Here is a 1912-nt window from a genome sequence, read left to right as displayed (position 1 = left end):
ATATATAAGTTCCTGAAGTTCCCTTCTTTAATTTTAATAATCTCTTCCTCCTTTCTAAAGAAGATATACTATTTTTATTTTACCACTTTTAGGAAGTTAGGAATATGCTATTTCTGAAGAGAATTTTGTTTTCCTGCTTCTTAGCTACTCCCTTCTCTGGAGTTCTTCCTTTAATAAATTTACGGCTTCTTTTAGTTCGAGGATGGCATCCTTCAGTTTGTCCATCTTTTTCTTTTTCCAGCTCTATGTCAATAAGTGTGGTAGAGGATGAGCAGTCACATTACTGTTGAGATTGAGACTTTTATATAAGAGGGGTAGCTTATTTCTACCACACTTTTTATTTTAGAGCCTGTATGGATTTGACAGAGTTTTTTTAATTAGTAAAATATCTATGGAGTTTCTAAATAAATGATAAATTACAAGGAGGAAATAATGGGTGAGTATATCATCTCGCATGATCTGGGGACGAGTTCTAATAAAGCGCTCCTCGTTGATGAACGTGGAGGTGTCATAGATTATACAACAGAGACTTATCCAATTCATTATCCAAAGATTGGTTATGCAGAACAGAATCCAGATGATTGGTGGAGAGCAGTATGCAAAACGACAAGAGAGTTGCTTGAAAAGACAGGGATTAAAAAGGAAGAGATAGTTGGAATGACATTTTCAAATCAGATGCTTGGAATTGTTCCAATGAATAAAGATGGAAAACTTCGGGATGCAATAATATGGCTTGATGAAAGAGCAACAAGAGAAGCAGAATCCATGATGAGGAAATTTATAAACTCTAAGGTGTTTGCCCTCCTTGCAGGAGCTCCACTTACTGGAAAAGATGGAATGCCAAAACTCCTTTGGTTGAAGAAAAACGAGAGAGATATATACGACAAGATGGATCTTTTTCTTGATGCAAATGGATATCTTATATATAAGGCAACTGGAAAAAGGGTTATGGAGCTTTCAAATGCATCTGTGTTTGGGATAGATTTAAAGAAAAAAGACTGGCTCAGATGGATATTTAAATATATAGGTATTGATACAAAGAAACTTCCACCACTTGTTAGATCAGACGAAGTTGTTGGATATCTAACGAAAGAGGCTGCTAATGAGTGTGGCTTATTAGAAGGAACACCCATAATTCCTGGTGCAGGCGATGCTCTGTGTGCATCTGTTGGTGCAGGTGCTGTTGATGAAGGTGATGCACATGTGTATCTTGGAACCTCTGGATGGATAGGTGTTATAACAAGGAAACATCCAACTGGAAAATATGGGATTGCTGTTATTCAATCGGCAGAATATGATAAATCCTTTCTCTTTGCCGAGACAGAAACTGCAGGGGAATGTTTAAGATGGATAAAGAATGAGTTTTATAGAGAAGAGAGCAAGGATCCAAAAATAGAGAATGTTTATGCACTGATGGATAAGAAAGTTGAAGAGATTGAACCTGGTTCTAAATTTTTAATATTTACCCCATGGCTCTATGGAGAGAGGGCGCCGATAAATGATCCATATGTCAGGGCAAGTTTCATAAATCTGTCTGTAAGTCACAGAAAAGAGCATCTTTTAAGGGCAGTTTATGAAGGTGTTGGATACAATATCAGATGGATAGTTGAAAGAATTGAGAAGGGTTTTAAATTTAAAATTCCAAGTCTCAGGATTATTGGTGGTGGGGCAAGAGGTGATGTGTGGATGCAGATAATTGCAGATATAACAAAGAGGAAGGTAGAAGTTCCTCCAAATTGTCAAGAAAGAGGAGCGATAGGTGCGGCATTTATTGGATTTATAGCTCTTAAGAAGATAGAGAGTTTTTCATCTTTAAAGAAGATAATAAAGGTGGAAAAAATGTTTCTTCCAGAAGAGGAAAATGCAAAGATCTATGATTTTCTTTATGAGAGATACAAACTCGTCTATAAAA

At 36.4% G+C, this 1912-nt stretch carries 1 protein-coding gene; it reads left to right on the top strand.

Annotated features, from left to right (window positions below; all coding sequences use genetic code 11):
• Window positions 1-432 precede the first annotated feature (432 nt).
• Window positions 433-1912: FGGY-family carbohydrate kinase (locus tag J7J33_03860; GenBank protein ID MCD6168425.1), on the top strand; the 1480-nt coding region annotated here is incomplete at its 3' end.

This window comes from Caldisericia bacterium, assembly GCA_021158845.1.
GTDB lineage: Bacteria > Caldisericota > Caldisericia > B22-G15 > B22-G15 > B22-G15.
Note: the sequence above shows the minus strand (reverse complement) of the source record. Positions and strands in the feature narration are given on the sequence as shown.